Source organism: Microcoleus sp. FACHB-68, assembly GCF_014695715.1.
GTDB lineage: Bacteria > Cyanobacteriota > Cyanobacteriia > Cyanobacteriales > Oscillatoriaceae > FACHB-68.
The window spans coordinates 1-21,155 of sequence record NZ_JACJOT010000005.1; the positions used below are offsets into that span (position 1 = coordinate 1).

Consider the following 21,155-nt stretch of genomic DNA (forward strand, 5'->3'; position numbering starts at 1 on the left):
TTCGTTTCACAAGAATTACGGGCTGCAGAAGATCCTGAGTTTGAAACGTTCTACACCAAGAACATTCTGCTCAATGAAGGCATCCGCGCTTGGATGGCTCCCCAAGACCAACCTCATGAAGGCTTCACCTTCCCTGAAGAAGTTCTGCCTCGCGGTAACGCTCTGTAAAATGCTGGATTTTGGATTTTAGCGTTTGAATGCATTTCAAAGCTAAAATCTGAAATCTAAATGTAAATTTGGTATCTTGTTTTGTTGATGACAAAAGAGGTTCTACGCCGTGGAAACGCCCTTTAATAGTTCAATGGTGATGGGCGGTGGTCGTGACCAAGAATCCTCAGGCTTTGCCTGGTGGGCTGGGAACGCTCGTCTAATCAATCTTTCTGGTAAATTGCTGGGTGCTCACGTTGCCCACTCTGGTCTGATCGTATTCTGGGCTGGAGCGATGACTTTGTTTGAAGTCGCTCACTTCATCCCTGAAAAGCCTATGTACGAGCAAGGCTTGATCTTGTTGCCTCACCTCGCAACCCAAGGTTGGGGTGTTGGCCCTGGTGGTGAAGTAATTGACATCTTCCCCTACTTTGTGGTTGGGGTGCTTCACCTGATCTCCTCTGCCGTTCTCGGTTTAGGCGGTATCTATCACGCTGTTCGCGGCCCAGAAACCCTAGAAGAGTATTCTTCTTTCTTTGGGTATGACTGGAAAGATAAGAACAAGATGACCACCATTCTGGGTTTCCACCTAATTGTGTTAGGAATTGGTGCCCTGCTACTGGTGATTAAAGCGATGTTCTTTGGCGGTGTTTATGACACTTGGGCACCGGGCGGCGGTGATGTGCGTGTTATTACAAACCCGACTCTGAACCCGGCAGCTATCTTTGGTTATTTGATCAAGTCTCCGTTTGGTGGGGACGGTTGGATCGTTAGCGTTAATAACCTGGAAGATGTGATCGGCGGCCACATTTGGGTTGGCTTTATTTGCATTGCCGGTGGGATCTATCACGTTTTAACCAAGCCTTTTGGTTGGGCACGTCGCGCTTTCATCTGGTCTGGAGAAGCTTATCTCTCCTACAGCTTGGGCGCTTTGTCCCTGATGGGCTTTGTTGCAGCTTGCTTTGTTTGGTTTAACAACACTGTCTATCCCAGCGAATTCTACGGGCCGACCGGCGCTGAAGCGTCTCAAGCTCAAGCGATGACCTTCCTGATTCGTGACCAGCGCTTAGGTGCTAACGTGGGTTCCGCTCAAGGGCCGACTGGTTTGGGTAAATATTTGATGCGCTCTCCCACCGGCGAAATCATCTTCGGTGGTGAAACGATGCGCTTCTGGGACTTCCAAGGTCCTTGGTTGGAGCCGCTACGTGGCCCTAACGGTCTTGACTTGAACAAAATCAAGAATGACGTTCAGCCTTGGCAAGCACGTCGCGCCGCTGAATACATGACACACGCTCCTTTGGGTTCCATCAACTCTGTGGGTGGTGTCATTACGGAAGCGAACTCATTTAACTATGTGTCTCCTCGTGCGTGGTTGGCTTCCTTCCACTTTGTGATGGGCTTCTTCTTCTTGATCGGTCACCTGTGGCACGCGGGTCGCGCTCGTGCGGCTGCTGCCGGCTTTGAAAAGGGTATCGACCGTGAAACCGAGCCAGTGCTGTCTATGAATCCTCTTGACTAATTTAAAGCGAGAAGGATGAATGAATTCTGACTTCTAAGTTTTGAATTGCGAGGTGCTCCTGTGTAAAAGCAGGAGCTTCTTTTTTTTGGGGGATGGTTAGGATGCCGGTACAAAACTTAAAGTTTAAACTTCAAAAATTAAAATTTAAACTTTTATAATATTGCTGAACATTGATCGCTATATTTGCAATGTCTAATTCGGATTTGAATGATGAGTTGACCTGGACGCCTGAAGCAAAGGCGAAGTTAAAGAATATTCCCTATTTTGTGCGTTCCCAGGCTCGGCAGCGAATTGAGCAGCTAGCGCGTGAGGGAGAACTCGATATGGTGACGGCTGATATCGTTGAGCAGGCAAGAATTGAGTTTGGGCAGTAGAGGGTTAGTTGAGGTTTTTGTTTTCCTCGGATGTTTGTAGTTGAGTGCCGCAAATTTTGCAAAAACCGGCATCTTTATCGTGGAAGGATAAGCCACATCCCGAACATTGGGTGTTGATTTGGTTGGCGGTTTTAACAAATTGTTTGATTAGATCGCCGAGTTGCCAAGGAATTAAGGCGATGCCGGTTAATATCATCAGAACGGTCATTAAACGCCCCCCTGCGGAAATGGGGGTGACATCGCCAAACCCGACGGTTGTCATGGTGACGACAGAGAAATAAACAGCATCTAAGAAAGTGGTGAACCCTTCAGAATTGACGGGATGCTCAAGTTGATAAATTAAGCCTGAGTAAACAAAGATAATGGCAAATAAAGTGAAGAGAATGCGAGTGATAATGACACCATCTTGGGTGTTAATGTAACCAAATAATGTTTGGCGATCTAAGAATCGAATTAAACGTAAAACTCGAAACCAGCGGAAGATCCGAATAAAGCTAACATCAACCGCTCTCAAAAAAAATGGGAGAATAACAATTAAATCAATTAGGGCGTAGGGGCTAAAAAAATATTGTGTTTTGCGCTCAGCACACCAAAAGCGAAGTAAGTATTCAATCGCAAAAATGGTAAGGGTGCCGGTGTTGATAGCCTCTAAGATTTGTCGCCATTTCGCAGAAATTGGGTAAGTTTCTATGACGAAAATGACCGAGGAGAGTAAAACGATCGCTGTGATAAATAAATCAACTGCTCTCCCTGCCGGTGTTTCAATATCTTCAAGGTAAAAGGCTAATTTTTTTCTCAGTAAATGCAGTTGCAACAACTGCTGTTCAACATTCATGGTTTTTGATAGGCAGGGGATGAAATGCTTTTGTCTGGCTCTCCGCCTCGTTATTGACTACTCCTAAAGTTGCAGATGCAGGCTAACCCAAGAGGAAAGCTTAGATTAAAATTGGTGCAAGAAAAAAGATTGATTGGCCGATCTAATTGTGTTTGCAATTCAACTAATAGCGGAATACCAATCATTTCTGGCAAGCGCTATTGTTTATCGATGGCCAATGCCAATCAGGTTTCTTGTAAAAATTTAATGTGTTTAACAGTTTTTAAAATTAGCGCTGAGGCAATCGACAAGCGGTATATAAATGTTGTAGGGACACTTCAATTAGCAGAGATTTAAAACCAACAAACACCTAATGAGCAATCTAAGTAGATTGCTCATCGCTCTAGCTTTCTTTTGACCAGGCTAAAAACCGATTAAGCAAATCTACATAGTTAACAATTCCATCCATTTCAAACTCCTTTGTTTTTTTATTATAATCACCCACTAGGATAGCTGTTGGCTTTGTAAGTCTATTTATGAATATTTCTATTAAGTCACCTATTTTTGTGTCTAATTTTACTATTTCCTTCGGTTGAATAGGCTTTGCAATATAGCTAATAGGCATTGCTGCTAAAGCTTGACTAAATATGTTGTGTAGCAAAGTATAAATTAACGCTTCATCGACAATTCCGCTAACAGGAGTACGCCCTGTCGTCAAACCGCCTGCTGCTGTAATAGGTAAGTGTGTAGGAAAAAATGAAAGGTTTTCTATATTAATAAGCGCTTGAGATAATTGATCATCCTGTTTCAAAGTATACACGCTTCTAGTACATATAGTGGCTACTTTTTCTTGTAAAAAAGAATCAGTTCCTCTGTCTTTCATCTCTATGATTAGTTGGAGCGCATCAATATAAGACCACATCCTTCTAACTTCAAACCCACCATTGTCAGGATCATGTCTTACAATAGGCAGGGTGCGATATTTTATTTTTCCATCAGCTGCATCAATAAGGCTTTGAAATAAGTCGTTTAAGAAAAGGCTGTCTAGAATATGAACGGCATTGCCCGAAAAATTTTCTAGTTCTATGGAAAAAGCCTCTTCAATAGTTATAGATTGGTTTTTTAAAATAAAGGCATTAACTTCTTGTAGAAGAGCTATAAGTTGAGTCTGGTTATTGGCAAAATATTTTTTTGGTAGCTTGTCGCCAGGAGGAAGAAATTTCAGTAAATCCACAAGACTAATAATACCAATTAGTTCCTTATTCCTATCTTCCATAATTGGTATGCTTGGTATAGCTTTTAGTATACTGTCACAGCATTTTATAACAAGTGCTAATTCCGACAATGTGTCTTTTGGCTTCTTAAATGTAAACTGTCTCATCGTGGGATCATCTAATTTTAACTCTTTAACACAGGCCATTATTTGTTGATCGTACAAGTCGGCAAAAAAACCTTTGTCTGATTTTTGATTAGTGTCAGGCATTTTGAATTACTCTCCCTAATTTATTTACTGAAAATTGAAGTAAAAAAACTGTAAGACATCTTTTGGAGTTATAATTCCTAATGGAATTTCATGATTTTCTTTATTTTTAGTAACAATAACAACAGCTTCTCTACCCTTGTCTAGAAAAGCTTTGATAACTTCGCTTATTGCTTGTTTTGACTCTATTAAGTCTAATTTAGTAACAGGCTCCATTATTTCTTTTATGGGCATCTTTATCAAATGATGGTAGAGTGGATGAGCCATAGGAGTAACTTTGCGTCTGTTTATCCACCCTAGTAAATTGTCTCGTTCATCACATATTAGTATGTATTCTCTTGGGATATATTCTATACATAAGTAAGCACTAGCCAAAGTGGTTTCTGGAGGTAGGGTGAATAAATCTATAAATTTTTTTTTAAAGGCAACTTCTACAGATGTGTTGATTAAAAGTGGCTCATCTCTAATAAATTTTAATATATCTTTATCTGAAACTACACCTACAAGATTCTGGTTTTCATTTAAAACGGGTATTATCTTTTCTTCAATATAATGCCCATAGGGTTTCACTAGCTCTTCCATTGCACCAAGAATTGTTGCTCGGTTCTTGTAAAAACAGCGAAAAAAAGGCATCACACCAAGTATATCTTCGATAGGTTGTTTTTTTGCATGATTTATATAATTTCTAACTTTTTTGTGAAAATTCCTATCGTTAATTTTGTACTCTGGTGGAAGGCTTGAATCTGGTGGTGGAAACTTACATAGAATTAATGTATCATTCACAAATCCTAAAAATTTGTTATCTTGATCGACAACTATAATGTAATTGATATTTTGTAGCATTAAAAATGTTAAAGCATTGATTAAAGGTTCAGAAGCTTTCATTACACAAAAGTCATAACTGATAACTTTTTCTACGTCTTCTAGTAAATCATCATATTTCAGCATTGTTTTATTCTCAGAATTCAGATTACTTGACTGAGATTCTATGCTAACTTTCTCTTCAAGTTTATACATTGTAGTTGGAGAAAAATCCTTCGACGGCTTGCACCCAATCAAGTTAAAAACTTTATTTAAGATACATTTAAGGTATATTATCACTGTACCCTTACCAATTTAAGTATAATTTCAAGTTGGTTTTGTTGGCTAATTTTTGTACTGTTCTCGGAAGTTACCTCTATAAATTTCATGAGTTCAGAATCATTTTGGAATTTACTATTTTCAGGAAAATTAATAAATTTTGTAAAAAAATCCTCATTATTATCAATAATACGACTATCTTTACGGTTAAATTCCCTTTTGAATTCTACAAAGAAATCAGGGTAATTCATTTGAATTAATAAGACCCTGGCTAGCCTCGGATACAATTCTTCTCTGACGCCAATAGGTTTTGCTATTCTTTCAATTAAATTAAAAGAATGTAAAAATCTCTTTGCTTTACGAATATTGTAGCTAGTACCTTCTAAGACCATATCCCACATTTCTTGATCGTCTCTCCACTTATTGCTTATCCTAGCTTTTAACAAATTCTTAAGTTCTTCTGGAGACTTGTCCGGGAGATAAAAATCTAGTTGTATCATTTTTTCTATGTATTCTTTACCAGTTATTTTTAAACTTGCTAAATATCTTTTTCTCACTCCTTGTTCAATAATTTTTTTATCAACTCCTATAAAAAAGACACATTTTTCATAATCCAAATAAAGCTTTATAGCCTCAAGTACATTTAAAGCATTTTCTGGAAGACATCGATCTAAATCATCTATAAATATTATTAACTTACCATCTAAATCAACATACTTATCTACCAACTTCTTGAAATCAATTTCAAATCGATTAACTAAATTATAGTGTTGTTTATCGATAAGGTATAAAGCTTCAAGTTCTTCAGTCTTTAATTCACCTAACTTAATACCTAAATTCTTCTCAAGCAAAACATTCAATAAAGCACTAGGAAGTTGCGTAAAAGCAGCATTTCCATACAAATTAAGTTTTTCTCGTAGCTCAATGCAACCATGTTTAAGTCTTAATTCTTCTTCTATTTCAATAAGAATTGTCTTAATTAAAGCATTCCATACTGCCTCTTTACCTTCATACTTCCAGGGGTTGAACCAGATAGTTTTATACTTATTATGTTCAGATAATTCAGCAAATTTTTTCTCTATACAACGCATCAATGTAGTTTTTCCACTCCCCCAAGAACCAAAAATCCCTATGGTAAATGCTCCTTCAGCTTTATCAATTGCTTCTCTAGCTATGCCGCATAGATGAGTAGCATATGTCTCAAATTCTGCCCCCGGGGTTGGGTTAGGTCCATCACCAAACTTCATACGTCTGTCGCTCCTTTTAAGCGTAAATTTTTTGGAGTTGCCTGTTCAGCATTTCACCCTAAATCTGACAGTCAATAACTTGCTTGTCAAGCCTGAGAGTTCAGCCGGCATTTTGCCTCCTCAATTGCTTTCCTCACCGGCGCAAAACCTGTACCGCCATAACTATTTCGCGCAGCAACAACCTGCCTGGGTGTAATTGCCTCATAAATATCCCCCTCAAAAGCGGGATGCAATTCTTTCCACTCTTCCAAACTCAAATCCTTGAGCAATTTCCCGGCAGCTAAGCAAGTTTTTACCACCTTTCCCACAAGATTATAAGCTTCTCGGAAAGGCACGCCCTTTGTTGCTAAATAATCTGCCACATCTGTCGCATTCGAGAAGTCTTCCGCCACTGCTTCAGCCAGACGCTCACTGCGAAATTCTATGCCTTCCCGCAGCAAAATTGTCATCGCTTCTAAACAAGCTTTAACGGTTTTAACGGCATCAAATAGCGCTTCTTTATCTTCTTGCAAGTCTTTGTTATAGGCTAAGGGCAATCCCTTCATTAATACCAACATTGCTTGCAAATGCCCAAATACACGCCCTGTTTTTCCCCTCACTAATTCAGGAACGTCGGGGTTTTTCTTCTGGGGCATAATACTAGAGCCGGTGGCGCAGCTATCTTTGAGGGTGACAAAGCCAAACTCATGAGATGCCCAAAAAATTACTTCCTCAGATAGCCGGCTGAGGTGAACCATAATTAAGCTAGCCGCACAGAGAAATTCAATCGCAAAATCGCGATCACTGACGCCATCTAAACTGTTGGCATAAACATTGCTAAACCCCAGCAGCTCAGCCGTATAATGCCGATCAATGGGGAAAGTGGTGCCGGCAAGTGCACCTGAACCTAGGGGACATACATCCACGCGCCGGCACACATCTCCTAGGCGTTCCCAGTCGCGCTGAGACATTTCAAAATAAGCCAGCAGGTGATGAGCCAAACTCACTGGCTGCGCTCGTTGCAGGTGCGTGTAACCGGGAATCAGCGTCTCAATGTTCTGTTGGGCTAAATTCAGCAAAACTTCCTGAAATTCACGCACTTGTTCTCGAATTTGACCGATTTGATCGCGCAAATACAGCCTAGTATCTGTGCCAACTTGATCATTGCGAGAGCGTGCCGTGTGCAGCTTTTTACCGGCATCCCCAACAATTTCTGTCAGCCGGCGCTCAACGGCAAAGTGTACATCCTCAGCATCAACGCCTGGTTTAAAAAATCCCTGGCGATATTCTTGCCGGATCTTCTCTAAACCTGCCACCAGATTTTCGCCTTCCTCCGCTGAGATAATGCCGGTTTTTGCCAGCATCTTGGCATGAGCGACAGAGCCTGTGATGTCATATTCAATTAGTTCAATGTCAAAATCAATACTGGCATTGAACCGTGCAATGGCGGGATGCAACGCTGATTCAAATCGCTGGCTCCAAGTCTTTTGTTCTGTCACGGCAGTTTCTCGCTTTGCCTTATTCTGAGGGGCTAGGGTTTATTGATTGTTAGGTAATACCTGTAAGGTTTAACTTTTTAGCTTATTAAAAACCTCACTGCTAACAATTAGCAAATTATTAAGAAGCCGTGATATTCCGAATTGTGTAGCCAATCACAATTCCTGCCAACATTGCCCAAACTTGGCCGGTTTGGATAAAATTGTTAAAGGCTTTTTGCATATCTGTTAAAACGTTTGTCTCGCTGACTTGTTGAGCCAGTACCGCTCCATTGAACAAGGACTTCCAAAGGAAAAGCTGCACAGAATCACTGCTGACTGTCATGCCGGCTAACCCTGCTGTCGCTTGGTGAATTAAGTTAATGACCATTTTTTCTCCTTACACAAAATCTAAGCTGACTATTGAGGTTTGACGGTAAATACATGACTTTCCTCACGTCAAGGGAAAGCCACTGAAGTGAGAACTACTAAAAGTTATACCATTTTTAATTTCGATTTTTGTATTAATAAAACCAATCACTTAATGAATTTCCAGCAGCCATAAATCATACAAGCCGATATAACCCTTTGAATGCAGCTAGCTCATCATTAAATGTTGCATATTTTTGGCATTTGTAAAGGGGTTATCTGCCTGAATTTGGTTTCTGCTCACAGCGGCCAGTTTCTCACAGTAAAAAGCCGGCAAAATATGAGTGTTAGATGGGAGGTGAGCTTTACCGTCTCACCCTTCACCTTTGCCTACTCCCCTGTTACCGCAGTCTTTTGAACTGAAAGTCCTGCAGCAATCTCAGAAGATTGCACCTGCATGACCACAAGCGTCATATCATCACTATTGTGGTTATTTGGGCCAATGAACTGCTGCACCCGCTCAAACAGATAATCTAAAATCGCTTGGGGATTCGGGCAATGCTGGCAAGCCCATTCAAAAGCGCCGATCAGATTTTCCTCATCGAAACGCTCACCACTTTGGTTAGCCGCATCGGTAAACCCATCCGTGAAATAAATAATCGTATCTCCGGGGTGAAGTTGCACTTGAGCTTCTTGGTAGGCGGTATCTGCATCCAAACCAATCAGCATTCCCAGCGTATCTAAGCGTTTGATCGCGCCGGTGCCGGCCTGCCACAACAGTGGGGGGTGGTGAGCAGCATTACTGTAAGACAGGATACGCGTTTGTGGGTCGTACTCGGAATAAAATAGCGTTACAAATCGGTGGGAATTTTCTAAATCGGTATACATGACCCGATTTAAATGTTGCAGAATCCGAGCCGGCGAGTGGCCATTAAGAACTTCCGCCCGCAGCATTCCTCGCGTCATGGTCATAATCAGGCCGGCAGGCACTCCCTTACCCATGACATCCCCGATCACCACACTCCAGGGACCGGCTGGGTTACCACCAGGCGTTTTAGAGCGCACCTGTTCACCTTGCGTGCGCCTCTCACAATCGTGGCTGGTGGGAATGAAATCGTAGTAATCTCCCCCCACGCGGTTCGCCGTTTGGCACTTTGCCGCTAGTTCAACGCCTTGTATTTTGGGACATTGGCGAGGCAGCAGGCGCAGCTGGATTTCTGCCCCAATTTCCAGTTCCCGATCTAGGCGTTCTTTCTGGCGCAGTTCAACCGTCAGTTCGTCATTTTCAATGGCCACTGCGGTTTGGTCAGCCACTAACCGGACTAACTTCTGGCGCGTTTCCGTCCAGGTGTATTCGGGATCACGGCTAAAAACATACAGACGCCCTCGTTCAGCATTCTTAATCAAAATGGCAGTGCCAAACAATTGCACATCTGCGCCTAATGATCGGCTGACTTCACTATCGAGGGTGGCAGTGGAAGGCGTTAGGGGGGCAGCAGTTGAGGAAGAGGCTGCTACTTGACGGGTTGCTGCCTCCAGCGCTTGGCGGATATCCTGACACTGCCGGCCCTCCTGGCAGTGCAACCGCTGTAGCCTCACTTGGCCATTTGGTTTAAATAGCACCAGCGCCCCCCCATCTGCATCAGTCACACGACTGGCGACAAGGGGAATTAGCTCTAAAAACTGATTGAGATTGTTAAAGCTTCGCAGAGCGAAACCGAGGGAACTGAGCAAATCCTGAATTTTGTGCTGTTCCCGCTGCAAACGTGCAACTAAGTCTTTGAGGGCAAAAACGGGTGTCATGTCCGCAGAGGCACTACTGTCAGCAGGATTCACAGGTTGCGATGGCCGGCGAGGCAGAGGTACAGCAGTCATCAATAATATGCCAGAGGCGAGTTTAAGGACGAGCGAAACGGTTGGGTAGTTAGGAACTGAGGAAGCTTGCAGAAGTTCCACACAAAGACCGCGAGAGCCGCAGTCTGGACTCAGTTCTGCTAAATATAGCTGCTTTTTGGTATTTGGACACCTATAAGTTGTCCATGATATCCACTTAGGGCGATTCCCGGAAGAATACGCCGGTGATTTTTGTAAAAATTCTAACGAATGCGAAGCGGGATCATCGAATACTGTTCTCCCAATTCCGAACGCTTGCATTTGAGATTGACCCAGAGGCCGGTGAGGGATGTGCGAAAGCAATGCCCGCGCACGCTCTTGGACGCCGAACGCATTTCTAGGTCGCTCACATCTGAGGGCTGAACTGGTGAACGGTTACAAGTTGTTGCCGGTTCAAGTGTCAAAACGACAGTAACGGTCCTTATTTGGAGTCCTGCTAATGGACAAACAGGATGCTCTTCAGGGAAGTTTTACCGGATCATTGTACTCCAGTCAATGCCATTAGCGGAGTCAAGTTGTTAATTTTTCTAGTTATAGCAGTAAAAATTTAGTTCAGCAGCACTCAAAACACAGAACTTCTTCTCTTCGCCTCCAAACTCAAAACGGGGCATGGGGCATGGCGCATGGGGGATTCAAAACTACCTCTGTCTCTCCCAACTCACAACTCAATCGTCTTCCCACAAATCTCTCTCTACCTCAATATCTCTGATTGGAGATTTGCCGGCTGAATGTTCCACACCGGCATCTTCTGGGGGGTGGGCCACTGCTTTGAGCTTGGTGTAAAAATCAGAGACTTCAGGACTGGGAGAGAACTGAACAATCGGTTGTTTGCTAATATCACAGCGCGACCAATCAGCCTGATACTTACCCTGAGACGATGTTTGGGGCTTCGGACTTAAACCGGCTTCCCCCTCTATCTTTGCCTCCTCAACCGGCTCTTCTTGAGGCGCAGCCAACGCTTCTGGCTGCACTTTTGCCGACTCGCTATCAGCCGGCAACTGTTGGATTTTGACGGGCCAAGTTGCTTGCAGCAGTTGTTCGGCAGTCTTCTCCGTTTCTGCCGGTTCTGCTGCTTTGGGATTGGAACGAGCCGGCTTAGACTGTTCAGCTTGGTAGTATCGCGGTTCTGTTAGCGCTGCATTATCGGTAAACTCAAGGATTGCCTCAGCGTCTCCTACCACGTCGGTTTGCGGGAACGTACTTGCCTTGGTTTGCGCCTCATTAGGCGGGCTAACGGCTTCACCAGGCTTAGGTGCGGGCGTTTCTAAGGGGTTAGCCTCTTCTTGGCCGGCAACCACTGCCTCATCCTCTTCGCCTTCGCCGGGAAAATCGGCAGCAGAAATAGTTGCGCCTGAGACTGAAGAAAGTTCCGGATAAAAATCTAGCTGAGTGCTTAAGGTATTGGGAAACTTGCGGCACACTAAGCGCTCAAATTCATGGTTGAAATGGAAAATCGGCTGACCACGCCGACGCCAAAACGCTAAAATTTGGGCCACAGAAATCGCTTTGTAACGTCCTTGATAGAGCGCCTCAATCACGGCCAAACGCAACCAATGAGCCTGATAGTCGCCAAGCCACCGCTCGATCAGTTGCTCAGCAGTGTAGCCACCCAGGTCAAAACTGTAGTGAGTTAGTAGCGCAGTTGCAGCGGCAACCGCAAAATCTTTGGCCGATTCTATCATCGCTGTTCTGAGAACAACTCAGGACTTAGGAGGTCATTTGTCATTTATTATTTGTCACCAGACAAAGTACAAAGGACAAAGGACGAATGTTCACCCATGCCTTAATCATAATCGCGGCGAACGCCTCCCTCTACTGAGCGGATCTCATCTGAACCGGCAAAGGGTTGAGCGCCACCCGTCCAATTAAAGTCGCTAATTCGCAGAGTCAGGGTGCCAATTTCCCGCACTGGATTGTAGCGCAGGACGATGCCATAGGTGCGCCGGCTGTATTCCAGAATGTAGTCGGTATTGATTTCTTCTCCAGTATCCAAGTTGACAGCGGTTTGAAATCCTAGGCGAAACGGGCCATAAATTTGCTGGACGATGCCCCCACCCAGGACTCTTACATCGGCAATGCGGTCGAAGTAAAAGGGAGATTCCCCGCTTTGCAAGACTTGGGTATAAGTGAGATTAAAGCCGGTGTAGTCTAACCAAGGCCGGGAAAAATTACCGATTTGTCCGAGGATGCCAACGCTGCCGGTGAGGGAAGATTGGTTATCGCCGTTACTGTAGAAGCCGGTGACGCCCCGGAGTCCAAGAACGAGCTGGAGATAGGGTAACACCGGCACGGGTGTGTATTTTAAGCCTTCTGTGGCAGTGGCCGGCAGTGATTGACCCCGCCACAGGGGAATACCTCTGCTCAGCGCTGCGCTGGCTTGATAGCGACCCAGGCCGGCGCGATTGTTTTCCCGGATCGGGTCGAGTAATTCCAGGCGATCTGTGTCGGCGTTAACGTACTGCACTGCTGCCTGATAGCTGAGGTTAATCCGGCTGGTTCCTAATTGAGTCACCGGCGATGTGAGAACTGCACCCAGACTGCTTTGAACGGTTTGATAGCCCAAGGAACCATTAAACAAGCGATCACGGAATGAATATTCGCCGGTTAGGGCATGAGTGCCCACTAATTGACGCAGTCGCAGACTTGCCCGTAAATTATCGTCTACTTCGTTCAAGTCCAGACTTGTAAATACTGCTGAACCTAGCAAACTGGTGCTTGGGGTGAGGGTGGCATTAAGTCTGGCTTTTAAACCAAACAAATCTGCAAAACTGCTGCCTTCCCCTTCTAAGGCTCGTTGAATGTAAAATTGCGGTCGCAAGCTTAGCCGCATCTGGGGTTGAGAAAGCGGATTAAACCGGCCTTCCACGAACACCCCGCCCCGATCCTCGCGGTCATAACCGAAGCTATATAAAGCTGGGTCACGCTCACGCCGGTCGATTAGCACGCGATTTCGCAACAACGGCAGGGAAAAACCGCCATCAAACACCAAGCGGGGGCGCTCTGCCCGAATTTCATCAACTAAAGGGGAAATGCGCGTAAATGTGGCGCGTTCTGCCCTCAGCTCTAATTCAGGGGGCGAAAACGGGTCGTTGGTGATGCGAATATTCCGGGCGAGTCCTCCCTCTGGGGTGAAGTCTAGCTGGTCGGCTTCGTAACGCACACGTCTGATCTGCCCGCTTTGGCCGAAACCGGAACCGACATTAATAGAAACGCCGCCAGGAGTCTCTGTGACGTTTTCCAAGGGTTGGCTGGAGAGGATGCGATCGCTTAATGCTCCCTCTTGCAAGGCGACTGCGCTGACATCGGTGGGTAAGGTTGATGCGGATGCCTCATTGCCGGTTGCCAGATACAGCTCACCGCCGGCAGGACTAACAGTTCCGACGTTTTGAATGAAGTTATATTCAAATCGATCACCGCGCAACACCTGCTGTCCGCGTCTCCAAGCAACGTTTCCTTCGGCTGCCGCCATGCGAGTCTGCAAGTTGATTTGAATTCGGTCTGCATCCAGCACCGAGTCGCGAACTCGCATGACAACATTGCCTTGTGCGGTGACGATTTGGCGTTCTGAGTCGTACTCTTGACGATCAGCGGTTAATTCCACCACATCTTCTGGCGCGATGGGGGGTAAGGGCACCGGCTCACCCGTTGGCGCATTTTGCCATTGGACTGACTTTTTTAAGACAGCGGCGGCAATCTCGACCGGCACAGGGTTCTGTGTCAAAGGTTCTGTGCCGGTGACTCTGTTGCTTAAGTGAAGCTGATAGTTAAATTGTTTGCCGTCGGGTCTTTCTAAGACGCGAATAAAAACTGACCGCGCCGGCAGCATCAAGGATTCTTCGGTCGCTGTTACCGGCGGCGGGGGAAATAACTCATTAGCGTTGCCCCCTTGCGGTTCTGGGGCCGGCTGTGACCATCCGATAGCCACGGTTAGTGGCTTCAGCAGAGATGCCACCGAGAGCCTTTGAAGGGCCGGTAAGGGACTCGATTGCAAACGCTCCGGCTCTAGGGGCTTGGGTTGCGTTATCAAAGAGGGGTTGCCCCCAGCCGCAGTCTGTGTGGGTGTTGGCGAAATCGCGATTGCATCAGAAACTGCGGAATGGGGGACTTCCTCAGGCTGTAAGTATTTAACCACCGATGGCGGTTCAGGCGGTGGAACCGGATAGGGCATAATCAGCAAAATGGGTCGAACGGATAGCCCAGACGGTTGACCTCAACCGCGCTAGATGCATAAAGGTACACTGCACCTTTCCAACCTGAGGCATGGGTGAAGGGCTGTTTATTCCGACAAATCGCGCCGGTTGGGGTTCCGGGACGGGTCGTTGGACAGGAAGCCAAACACGAATAAGCTAATGAAAAAGCCAACTACGATATAAACAGCGATTTTGAGGGTAACCATTCTGGGTTCTCCGACAGATTAGAACAGCTGGGGGTATTTGCCATGAAAATATGACAGTTTTCTTATCATATCTAAATATTTGACAACAAATTTCTAGGGTTTGGGTTTTTATAGTTAAGACTTTTATTTTGCATATTTTTTTATAAGTTTTTAACCGCAGATGCACGCAGATGCACGCAGATGGGTTATCTGTTGGGGGCGAGGTTGGTTTTGATGTTTTTTGAGTTTTTGCTCTTGGGTTAATGGTTTTTTAGGGGATTTTTTTTTTACCACAGATGCACACAGATAAACACAGATGGGTTATCTGTTGGGGGCGAGGTTGGTTTTGATGTTTTTTGAGTGTTTGAGTTTTTTGCTTTGAGGTGGATTTTTGAAGTTAGATTTGTGCAATTTAATTGTGTGGCTATTAGTTTTGCCGGCGCTGTTGCCACCACTTCCAAATTTGGATCGCTAGTTCTTCTAGCCAGAGCATTGCACGATCAAGCCACTCTAGCAATAGTTCAAGGGGATGTTTGACGTACCCGACTGAGGTGGCGTGGGTTTCTATCCAGTCTGGGGTGTGTTGCATTGAGCGCCGGCTCGATTGTTGGGCTACTGTTGGGGTAGTTTCGCTGGTGGCAGCCGGCAAGGGTTGGTTTTGTTTTTTGATGGGTGGGGTTGCCGGCTTGGCATTTACCGGCGCAATTCCCTCGCCGGCAGTGGTTTGAGTGCTGGTAACTGATGAGGTATCTTCAGGTTGGCTTACCAGTTCGGATTTGCGTTTTAGATAACGTTTGGCTAAGTTCCGAATGGATTTGCCCACCGGCACGTTTTTGGTGTGGGAGGAAGGTAATGCTAAGTTTGGTTGCTCATCTTCAGATTCGGGTAATTCATAGGTAGATGTGCCGGCTGTACTGTAGGTTGCCGACTTGCCAAATAAATCGCCGAGTGAAAGCCAGGGATCAGGTTCTGAGTTGAATTGTGCGGTTTGTGGGAGTTGCCGGCGAGTGTTACCGGCAGCTAATTGATTTTCGGGGATTTGTGCGCCGGCAGACAGTTGCCAATCTTCATCGGCTTCCCCTGTTAATTGTCCGCCACGAGGGCCAAAAAAGTAATCAACTGCTGCCTGAATCAGTGCTTGAACTTTGAGGGGATCGTTGTGAAGGGATGCCGGTGTTTCTGTTTCTGCCGGCAAAGGGTTGTCGAAGGAGTCGGTAACGAGGGCGATAAATGGCTTTTTCGCTTGTTCCAGCAGTCCATGAGAACGATTCTTAAAAGCAGTGGTTAGGGCGGATACAGACGGTAAACTGAGGGTTTCTACTGCCGCTACGGTGCGATCTACGACGACTATCGCCCGATCTGGCAGCAATTCATGTATTTTGGATTTTAAATCTTGGATTTTAGATTGCGGAAGCGGTGTTAGCGGTAAATTAGCAGCCGACAGCCCTAATAAATTCTCCTTCTCTGCGACTTTCTCCCTCTCCTTGGGTTGCAAAACCAGCGCCGCTTCTTGAAATAAATTGACGGTAACTGCCACAGGGCCACTTTGCACCCACGCCATCACATCCACAAATACGCGCACCGGCAGGGCGAGATTTGCTCTTTCTTCGGGTGGCGGTAGTTGGGCGATATTTTTCTGGCGCTGAGTTGCAGCAAGCTTTCGGTAACGGCAGTAGTGGGCGACTTCCCAACTAATTCGCTGGCGCAGTTTTTCCTGCTGCGGCGGTGTCAAAATATCTAAAACTTCATTTTTAACGGTTACGAGCACTAAGGATTTTGTTGCAATCAGGGAAGCAACGCCATGAATGATCGCATTGTCGCCTTTGCCGGCATTTCTCTGAATTTTTGCTGATTTTGTTGCATTCAGCTTGTCGGCAGGTTTGACTGCCAACTGTGAATTGCCTGCCGGTGGTGAAAACCGTTTTGCCACATCCTCTGGCAGCGAAAGCGTTTGCGTGGCTTCCAGCACTTTCTGCAGGGGTGTGTCTACGGTAGGAGGTTCTTGACGCTGTGAGCTGGTAGACTCCTGCAATAAGGGTTTTCCCTCAGTCACGGCTTGTTCTAGCTGTTTTCCTGTCAATCTCGCTGTTTGAAAGATGGCGTAGATCGGATACAGGAAGACTTGTGCACCCCAAACCGTTGCGACTTTGAGTTGTCGTACGGCGTGATCGCACGTCTCTGCTACGCGGCGGGATTTTTGGGAGAGGAAGTTAAAAAATCTACTTTGATAGCGACTAGAAGAACCGGACATAATTTTTAGAGGCGACAGGCTGCCATTTCTATTTTGTGGCATAGGAAGAGGATTAAACTGTGGATTGCGCTCAAATTTTTGAATCGATTGAAAAATTGCGCCGGCTGACTCATCTGAATGTGCAAACCGGCTGGCAATATTGCGAAACAGACTTGCCGGTTGCTGAGGTAGAAGCGTCTGCCGAAAATTGGCCAATTGCCCAGCTAAATGCCAAGGGACATATTGCTTGGAAAGGTGGGCGTCAGGTGGTGTGGCTTTTTCAGCGGTTGCGTGTGCCGATGGATTTGCACGGCTATCCTTTGGAAGGCTTAACGTTGCGTCTGTCGCTAAGTTGGTGGGCGGAAGATGCCCAGATTTTTGTGAATGGCAAGTTAGCGCAGCAGGGAGATTTATTTGATTGTGCGGTGAGGGTGTTGCTGAGTCCCGCTGTGTTTGCCGGCGAGGAATTTACCGTTTTATTGCGGTTGGTGAGTCCCGCCCATGATAATGGTGCTTTGGTGCGTTCCCAATGTGTCTGGGAAATGATTGATGAAGATTGCATCGATCCGGGTTTTGTGGCAGATGAGTTAGCGGTTTTGCAACATTATTTAGAAACCTTTGAGCCGGCACAGTTAGATACTTTATCAGCGGCGATTACAGAAATTAATTGGGCGGCGTTACCCAATCGGCAAAAATTTGAAAGAACACTGTTTTCTTTGCGACAAACGCTTCAATCTCAACTTCAACCTATAAAATCTAAAATATATTTATTAGGTCACGCTCACCTCGATTTAGCATGGTTATGGCCGGTGAGTGAAACGTGGGTTGCTGCTCAGCGAACCTTTGAATCGGTTTTAGCTTTACAATTAGATTTCCCAGATTTAATTTTTTGCCATTCTTCGCCGGCACTGTATGCCTGGATTGAAGAACATCGCCCCGATTTATTTGCAGCAATTCAGCAACAAGTGGCTGCCGGCAAATGGGAAATTGTGGGGGGAATGTGGGTAGAACCAGATTTAAATTTGATTGCCGGTGAATCAATTGTTCGGCAAATTTTATACGGACAGCGTTATATCCAAGAAAAGTTTGGTCAATTAATGCCAGTGGCATGGCTTCCCGATAGTTTTGGTTTTGGCTGGCAGTTACCCCAACTGTTAAAACAAGGTGGTGTGGAATACTTTGTTACCCAAAAATTACGCTGGAATGACACAACAAAGTTTCCTCACGGTGTTTTTTGGTGGCAGTCACCGGATGGCACGCAAATATGCAGTTATATGTCGGCTTTGATTGGGGAAAGTATTGAGCCGGTGAAAATGACAAAATATGTTTGTGAGTGGGAAACTCAAACAAATTTAAAAGATTCTCTGTGGCTACCGGGAGTTGGTGATCACGGCGGCGGCCCAACTCGTGATATGTTAGAAATTGCCCAAAGATGGGAGCAATCTCCTTTCTTTCCACGCATGGAATTTACGAGTGCAGTTGATTATTTGTCTTTGATTAACAGCCTTCAAGGACAAAAAACGCTGCCGGTTTGGAAAGATGAATTATATCTAGAATTTCACCGAGGTTGTTACACCACCCACGCAGATCAAAAGCGCTGGAACCGGCAATGTGAGGGATTATTATACCAAGCGGAACTGTTGGCTTCTCTGGCAACTATCACTGCCGGTGATATTTATCCAAAAATCGAATTAGAAGACGCTTGGAAAAAAGTATTATTTAACCAGTTTCATGATATTTTGCCTGGTTCTGCAATTCCTGAAGTTTATATCGATGCAAACCAAGCTTGGATAGAAGTTGAGCAGGTTTGTCAATCAATTTTAAACAAAGCAATCAGTTCACTTTCTTTACAAATTACCCTGCCAAACCCGCCGCAACCCAACGCCCAAGCAATTCTCGTTTTTAATCCCCTCAATTGGCAGCGATCTGAAGTGGTTGCAGTTTCCCTGCCGGCAGCTTCCAATCAAGAATGGCAAGTTTATGACTTAGCAGGAAAATTAGTAATTTCTCAGCTATCTGAAGCATCCACACTGCTGTTTTTGGCGACGGATATCCCCTCGGTTGGTTATCGGGTTTATTGGCTTTGTCCTTTGCCGGCAGAAAAGCTTAATCTTGATATATTTTTGGAAGACAATCCCAAAAAAGGCAAACAAGTATCCCAGGATACAAATAGTTTATCAGATCCAAACCCAATTTCTGGAAAAAACACAGAAAATTGGGTTTTAGAAAATGAGTTACTCCGCGCAATTATCGATGCTGAATCGGGAAATTTGATCCGAGTTTGGGATAAAATAAATAAGCGGGAGATTATCAATCAAGCCGGAAATCAACTGCAAGCATTTCAAGATAGCGGACAGTATTGGGATGCTTGGAATATCGCTCCAAATTACGAACAGCATCCTTTGCCGGCACCCGTTTTAAAAGAAATTTATTGGGTAGATAAGGGAAAAGTACGGCAGCGGTTGCGTGTTGTTAAACAGTTTGGTGAGTCGCAATTTCAGCAGGATTATGTTTTAGAAGCCGATTCGCCGGTGTTGAAGATTGAAAATGAGGTAAATTGGCAAGAACGTCATGTTTTAGTTAAAGCCGCTTTTCCGCTTAATATAGAGGCAGATTTTGCCACTTATGAGATTGCTTGCGGTGCCATTCAACGCCCGACAAAACCCCAAACACCGGCAGAAAAAGCAAAATGGGAAGTGCCGGCACTTCGCTGGGCGGATTTAAGTACAGATAATTATGGTGTAAGCTTATTAAATGATTGCAAATACGGCTATGATGCCCAAAGCAATCAATTGCGATTGACGCTGCTGCGAGGTTCAACTTGGCCGAATCCAGAAGCAGATAGAGGAATTCATCAATTTACTTACGCGATTTATCCTCATGCCGGCAGTTGGCAAAATGCTCATACAGTTCGACGCGGCTATGAATTGAATATACCGCTGCAAGTGAAAGTGATTGTGCCTGCCGGTGAAAATCAAAATGCCTCGCTGCCGGGATCGGGTAGCTTTTTAGAGTTATCGGCTGAGAATTTCATTTTAATGGCATTCAAGCCGGCAGAGGATAATCCAAATGAGTGGATTTTGCGAGGCTATGAATGTCACGGAGAAGCTGGTGATTTAGAATTGAAAAGTGATGTAGGTTTGGCAATTAGTCAGAGTGTCGATTTATTAGAACGAACAGTTGACACAGTGAACGGTCAAAGTTTTAAAATTGAGCCGTGGAAAGTTGTTGGGTTTCAGTGTACTTCTAGCGTTTGAAGTTATAGCAAAGGTTTATTTTTATAAACCACAGATGCACACAGATAAACACAGATAATAGCGCAGCGTGCCGTTAGGCATAGACAGATGATTCATCGGTGTTTATCTGCGGTTAAAAATCTTATCGTTAAAATCTTAAGCCTAAGCCGCCTTGCACAGAAACGGCAGCGCCGCCTTCTTTACGGTAGGCATCAAATGCAATAATGGCATTGCCAAATACGACTAACCGGCTGTTAGGCAGGGAGTAGTCAATTCCGGGTTGAATGGCAAAGCTTGTTTTGTCGCCTACGGGTGTATCGCCGCCGGCAAAGGAAACGCCGGCACCAACATAAGCATCTGTCTGCCAATTCATGGGAATATCATAGGAAACGGTAGGGACAATTGCTGTTCCGTCGCCATTAATGAAGGCTTGGGCGCGGAGGGAAACTGGAACTTCTAGCAGTTTATAGCGCACTGCAACGACAGCAGCACCTTGGGTTCCGTCGCCGTCGCCGTTAACTCCAACTGAACCTCCGACGCCGACGTAGCTACCATAGGCAGCTTGAGCGAAAACCGGCTCGATATTGCTATTTAATGTTGTAATGCTTCCGAGTGCTGCTGTTGTACTGACTGCCCACAATAAACGCTTAAGATGTTCCATGTCTTTATTCCTCACACTTAGAATTGAGCAGAAAATTCTATTTTTGCCGGCGGTTTTAGTTAGTAGCAAGGAACAATTGAGTTATTGCAAATGCTAACTTTTTTAAACCGCAGATAAACGCAGATGTGGGCGATAGTTTGCTATTTGGCGTACGCAGATAAGCGCAGATAAGGTTAAGGGTTGAATGCGTTCAATTTCTGGCTTTTACGATGTTTGCACAAGTTTAGATGACGCCAAAACTTTGTTATAGGGTTTTTCCTTTTTACTGGGTTCTCG

At 45.0% G+C, this 21,155-nt stretch carries 17 protein-coding genes; 4 read left to right on the forward strand and 13 right to left on the reverse strand.

Going from position 1 to position 21,155, the window contains the following annotated elements:
• The 3 genes from H6F73_RS04120 to H6F73_RS04130 form a co-directional block, all read left to right on the forward strand.
• The coding region (locus H6F73_RS04120; RefSeq protein ID WP_190757555.1) for a photosystem II protein D2 at positions 1 to 168 on the forward strand (168 nt) is incomplete at its 5' end.
• A 133-nt stretch (positions 169 to 301) separates the two neighbouring features.
• Positions 302 to 1,666, forward strand: a complete 1,365-nt coding sequence (gene psbC, locus H6F73_RS04125; RefSeq protein ID WP_190757640.1) for a photosystem II reaction center protein CP43 — start codon at positions 302 to 304, stop codon at positions 1,664 to 1,666.
• A 188-nt stretch (positions 1,667 to 1,854) separates the two neighbouring features.
• Positions 1,855 to 2,040 (forward strand): PCP reductase family protein, encoded by a 186-nt coding sequence (locus H6F73_RS04130; RefSeq protein WP_190757556.1) that lies wholly within the window; start codon positions 1,855 to 1,857, stop codon positions 2,038 to 2,040.
• Positions 2,041 to 2,044: 4 nt separating this feature from the next.
• Here the strand turns inward: H6F73_RS04130 and H6F73_RS04135 are convergent, their stop codons facing one another.
• The 12 genes from H6F73_RS04135 to H6F73_RS04190 all read right to left on the reverse strand — a co-directional run bounded on the left by H6F73_RS04135 (position 2,045) and on the right by H6F73_RS04190 (position 17,045).
• Positions 2,045 to 2,875, reverse strand: coding sequence for an ion transporter (locus H6F73_RS04135; RefSeq protein WP_190757557.1), 831 nt, complete (start codon positions 2,873 to 2,875; stop codon positions 2,045 to 2,047).
• A 382-nt stretch (positions 2,876 to 3,257) separates the two neighbouring features.
• Entirely contained in the window at positions 3,258 to 4,337 is a 1,080-nt protein-coding gene (locus H6F73_RS04140; RefSeq protein ID WP_190757558.1) for a CBS domain-containing protein, read from the reverse strand.
• A gap of 24 nt (positions 4,338 to 4,361) precedes the next feature.
• The gene (locus tag H6F73_RS04145) at positions 4,362 to 5,351 is read right to left on the reverse strand and encodes a CBS domain-containing protein (protein ID WP_190757559.1); all 990 of its coding nucleotides are present in this window, start codon (positions 5,349 to 5,351) and stop codon (positions 4,362 to 4,364) included.
• Between the two features lie 80 nt (positions 5,352 to 5,431).
• A complete protein-coding gene (locus H6F73_RS04150) occupies positions 5,432 to 6,661 on the reverse strand; it encodes a P-loop NTPase fold protein (protein WP_190757560.1) in 1,230 nt (409 codons plus the stop codon).
• Between the two features lie 86 nt (positions 6,662 to 6,747).
• Positions 6,748 to 8,139: an argininosuccinate lyase gene (gene argH / locus H6F73_RS04155; protein WP_190757561.1), complete on the reverse strand. Its 1,392-nt coding sequence runs from the start codon at positions 8,137 to 8,139 to the stop codon at positions 6,748 to 6,750.
• 118 nt (positions 8,140 to 8,257) lie between these two features.
• Entirely contained in the window at positions 8,258 to 8,506 is a 249-nt protein-coding gene (locus tag H6F73_RS04160) for a hypothetical protein (RefSeq protein ID WP_199330411.1), read from the reverse strand.
• 368 nt (positions 8,507 to 8,874) lie between these two features.
• Positions 8,875 to 10,359 carry a PP2C family protein-serine/threonine phosphatase gene (locus tag H6F73_RS04165; RefSeq protein ID WP_190757642.1) on the reverse strand — a complete coding sequence of 495 codons (1,485 nt, stop codon included), beginning with the start codon at positions 10,357 to 10,359 and terminating at the stop codon, positions 8,875 to 8,877.
• A 221-nt stretch (positions 10,360 to 10,580) separates the two neighbouring features.
• Positions 10,581 to 10,727, reverse strand: coding sequence for a hypothetical protein (locus H6F73_RS04170; protein ID WP_190757562.1), 147 nt, complete (start codon positions 10,725 to 10,727; stop codon positions 10,581 to 10,583).
• 315 nt (positions 10,728 to 11,042) lie between these two features.
• A complete protein-coding gene (locus H6F73_RS25885) occupies positions 11,043 to 12,059 on the reverse strand; it encodes a hypothetical protein (protein ID WP_199330412.1) in 1,017 nt (338 codons plus the stop codon).
• 101 nt (positions 12,060 to 12,160) lie between these two features.
• Positions 12,161 to 14,545, reverse strand: coding sequence for a DUF3769 domain-containing protein (locus H6F73_RS04180; protein WP_190757563.1), 2,385 nt, complete (start codon positions 14,543 to 14,545; stop codon positions 12,161 to 12,163).
• A 108-nt stretch (positions 14,546 to 14,653) separates the two neighbouring features.
• Complete coding sequence (locus tag H6F73_RS04185; RefSeq protein WP_190670270.1) at positions 14,654 to 14,773, reverse strand: photosystem II reaction center protein I; 120 nt, start codon at positions 14,771 to 14,773, stop codon at positions 14,654 to 14,656.
• 406 nt (positions 14,774 to 15,179) lie between these two features.
• Positions 15,180 to 17,045, reverse strand: a complete 1,866-nt coding sequence (locus tag H6F73_RS04190; RefSeq protein ID WP_190757564.1) for a hypothetical protein — start codon at positions 17,043 to 17,045, stop codon at positions 15,180 to 15,182.
• 17 nt (positions 17,046 to 17,062) lie between these two features.
• On the opposite strand from H6F73_RS04190, the gene H6F73_RS04195 reads away from it, so the two are divergent.
• On the forward strand, positions 17,063 to 20,239 hold the full coding sequence (locus tag H6F73_RS04195) for a glycoside hydrolase family 38 C-terminal domain-containing protein (protein WP_190757565.1): 3,177 nt from the start codon (positions 17,063 to 17,065) through the stop codon (positions 20,237 to 20,239).
• Between the two features lie 127 nt (positions 20,240 to 20,366).
• Here H6F73_RS04195 and H6F73_RS04200 read toward each other — a convergent pair whose 3' ends face one another.
• Positions 20,367 to 20,879: a hypothetical protein gene (locus tag H6F73_RS04200; RefSeq protein WP_190757566.1), complete on the reverse strand. Its 513-nt coding sequence runs from the start codon at positions 20,877 to 20,879 to the stop codon at positions 20,367 to 20,369.
• Positions 20,880 to 21,155: the final 276 nt, after the last annotated feature.